The 3,300-nt window shown below is 70.5% G+C and carries 5 protein-coding genes; all 5 read left to right on the forward strand.

The genetic code is table 11. The annotated features are described in order from the left end of the window. Window positions 1–146: 146 nt before the first annotated feature. The 5 genes from uraD to ACZ6WN_RS20650 all read left to right on the forward strand — a co-directional run bounded on the left by uraD (window position 147) and on the right by ACZ6WN_RS20650 (window position 3,202). Entirely contained in the window at window positions 147–641 is a 495-nt protein-coding gene (gene uraD / locus ACZ6WN_RS20630) for a 2-oxo-4-hydroxy-4-carboxy-5-ureidoimidazoline decarboxylase (RefSeq protein ID WP_465867248.1), read from the forward strand. Beyond that, a complete protein-coding gene (uraH, locus tag ACZ6WN_RS20635; protein WP_465867182.1) occupies window positions 638–952 on the forward strand; it encodes a hydroxyisourate hydrolase in 315 nt (104 codons plus the stop codon). Before uraD ends, uraH begins: the two co-directional genes overlap by 4 nt. Beyond that, entirely contained in the window at window positions 952–1,827 is an 876-nt protein-coding gene (gene pucL, locus ACZ6WN_RS20640) for a factor-independent urate hydroxylase (RefSeq protein ID WP_465867183.1), read from the forward strand. The genes uraH and pucL overlap by 1 nt, the downstream gene beginning before the upstream one ends. A gap of 5 nt (window positions 1,828–1,832) precedes the next feature. Then, window positions 1,833–2,660, forward strand: a complete 828-nt coding sequence (locus ACZ6WN_RS20645; RefSeq protein WP_465867184.1) for a MurR/RpiR family transcriptional regulator — start codon at window positions 1,833–1,835, stop codon at window positions 2,658–2,660. Window positions 2,661–2,722: 62 nt separating this feature from the next. After that, entirely contained in the window at window positions 2,723–3,202 is a 480-nt protein-coding gene (locus ACZ6WN_RS20650) for a nucleoside deaminase (protein WP_465867186.1), read from the forward strand. Window positions 3,203–3,300 lie beyond the last annotated feature (98 nt).

The raw sequence follows: 3,300 nt of genomic DNA on the forward strand, positions 1-3,300 counted from the left end.
CTGACGACAGCCGAACTTGACGTGTCGCCGTCAGAAACTGACCCCTCGACGCCAAGATTCGACTTCTCGGCGGGCGAGACCGTTACACAGGGGCAACCTGCGTTTCGGATGCCGAAACGGTTGTTTCATACGCTGGCCTGGTGACGATGACGCTCGCCGAGTTCGATGCCCTCCCCGCTGACGAGGCGGAGGCGGTGCTCGCACCCTGCGTGGCCATCCGCTCATGGGCGGCGGGGCTGGTCGCGGGGCGGCCGTATACCGACATTCCGGACCTGCTCGCCGCCGCGAGGCAGCTGGCCGCGGCCTGGACCTACGAGGAGGTCGAGGCAGCACTGGCCGACCATCCCCGGATCGGGGAACGACACTCCGGGGACGGGGAGAGCGCCGCACACTCCGCCCGTGAGCAGGCCGGGGTCGACCCGGCCGATGCCGAGGTGCAGGCCCGGCTGAGGGCGGGCAACGCGGCGTACGAGGAGCGGTTCGGGCGGATCTACCTGGTGCGGGCCGCGGGACGCAGCGCCGAGGAGATGCTGACGCTCCTCGAGGAGCGGCTGGAGAACGACCCGGCTACCGAAATCGCGGTGACCAAGGCTCAGCTCGCCGAGATCGCGCTGCTCCGGCTGCGAGGCTTGGTGCTATGACCACCGTCTCCACGCACGTCCTCGACGCCGCTCTGGGCCGGCCTGCCGCCGGGCTCGCGCTCTACCTCACCCTTCCCGACGACAGCGCGCGCACCGCGACCACCGACGCCGACGGACGGGTGCGGTTCGAAGGTGAGGTGCCGCCCGGGCCGCACACTCTGACCTTCGCGACCGGGCCCTGGTTCGCCGAGCAGGACCGCGAGACCTTCTTCCCCGAGGTGAGCATCGGGTTCACCGTCACCGCCGGCGAGCACCACCACGTCGCCCTCCTGCTCAGCCCGTTCTCCTACACGACCTATCGAGGAAGCTGATGTCGATCACTCTTGGCCCCAACCAGCACGGCAAGGCGGAGGTACGCCTGGTCAAGGTCGACCGGGACGGCACGCGGCACACCATCCACGACCTGAACGTGTCCACCCAGCTCCGCGGCGACTTCGCGACCGCCTTCACCGAGGGCGACAACGTGCACGTGCACGCCACCGACACCCAGAAGAACGTGGTCTACGCGAAGGCCAAGGAGCTCGGCATCAGCTCGCCGGAAGCGTTCCTGCTCGACCTCACCGCCCACTGGGCCGCGCAGCCGTGGGTCACCGGTTCGGTGATGAAGGCCGAGTCCTACGCCTGGGACCGCATCCCGGCGAACGAGTTCTCGTTCGCCCGGCGCGGTCAGGAGACGCGTACGGCCGTGGTCAACCGTCACGGCGAACGAACGTACGTCCTCTCCGGACTCAGCGACCTGGTGGTGCTCAAGTCGACCGGGTCGGAGTTCCACGGCTTCCCGCGCGACCGCTACACCACCCTCGCCGAGACGACCGACCGGATCCTGGCGACCGAGGTCACCGCGTGGTGGCGGTGGGAGACGCATCCGGAGGACTGGAACGCGGCCTACGACCGGATCCGCACGATCATGCTCGACACCTTCGCGCAGGTGCACTCGCTCGCGCTGCAGCAGACCATCTACGAGATGGGCAAAGCCGTCATGGAGGCGTTCGAGGGGGTCGCGGAGTTCAAGATCTCCTGCCCCAACAAGCACCACTTCCTCGTCGACCTCTCCCCCTTCGACCTCGAGAACCCCAACGAGGTCTTCTTCGCCGCCGACCGCCCCTACGGGCTCATCGAGGCGACCCTGCAGCGCGACGGATCGACCGAGCCCGACGCCTGGACCTCCGTGCCTGGCTTCGCGTGAGCACCATGAAGACGACTCGCGCGGATCAGCGGATCGACCGGCGGATCGCCGCGAACTACCAGACGCTCTCACCGCAGGAGCGCAAGGCCGCCGACACGCTGCTGGAGCATCTCGACGACCTGGCGACCTACCGCGCGGCCGAGCTGGCCTCGCTCGCGGAGGTGTCCAAGGCGACGATGAGCCGGCTCTTCCGGTCGCTGGGATTCGACGGGTTCGACGACGTACGCGACCACCTGCGGGCGCTGCGTACGGCCGGCGAGCCGCGACGGGTCGAAGGCGCACCGGACCTGAGCGCGCACGCCGAGGGCGAAGCGGCCGCGATCGCGCGCGCCCTGGACCAGGCAGCCGTCACCGCGGCCGTCGAGGCCATCGCCGGGGCGAGCGACGTGATGGTCGCCGGCTGGCGCAACTCCTACCCGGTCGCCCTCCACCTGCGCCAGCAGCTCACCCAGACCCGCGAGCGGGTCACCCTCGCCCCGGCACCCGGCCAGGTCATCGGCGAGGAGCTGGCCGAGCTCGGCGAGGGGTCGGTGGTGATCGCGGTCGGGCTGCGGCGCCGGCCGCCGGGTTTCGGCGAGTTCGTCGACGCCGCCGCGGCCTCCGGGAGCACGGTGATCGTGATCGCCGACCCGACCGGGACGGTCCACCTCGGACGCGCCGACATCGCGCTGGAGTGCCCGGTCCAGGGCGGCCTCGCCTTCGACTCGCTGGCGGCACCGATGTCGCTGGCGAGCGTGCTCGCCGACGGCGTGCTCCACGAGCGCGGACGGCCCGGACGCGACCGCGTCTCGGCCATCAGCGCGACCTACGATCGACTCCACGAGGTCGAGTGATGTCGGGGAGCAGAATGACAGCAGAAACATCGATTCTCGGGCCAGTGCTAGGGGGAATCGGCATGACGGACACCATGTGGTTGGAGCAGGCGGTTGCGCTGGCCGTCCGCAACGTCAACAACGGCGGCGGCCCGTTCGGCGCCATCATCCTGCGCGACGGCATCCTGCTCGGCACCGGCCAGAACCGGGTCACCCGCGACCTGGATCCCAGCGCCCACGCCGAGATCGTCGCGATCCGCTCCGCGTGCCGGGAGGCCGACAGCTTCTCGCTGGCCGGCTGCACCCTCTACACCTCGTGCGAGCCCTGCCCGATGTGCCTGGCCACCGCACTGTGGGCGCGCCTGGACCGCGTCGTCTATGCGGCCGACCGCGACGACGCGGCCAAGGGCGGGTTCGACGACCGCGCCTTCTACGACCTGTTCGGCACCGGCCGCGCCAACGAGCACCACGACTGGCCGACCCGCGTCGACGAGCTCCGGATCCCGCAGGCGTACGACCCTTTCGACGCCTGGCTGGCCAAGCAGGACCGCACCGACTACTGACCTGCCGAGGCGTCACGTACGTCGGGCGCGGGGGGCCCCCCATTGCCACCACGCCCCAGGGGGGGACGCCACCCGCCAACCGGGGGTCCCCACCGCGC

The sequence above is a fragment of the Nocardioides sp. NPDC054178 genome (assembly GCF_055585005.1).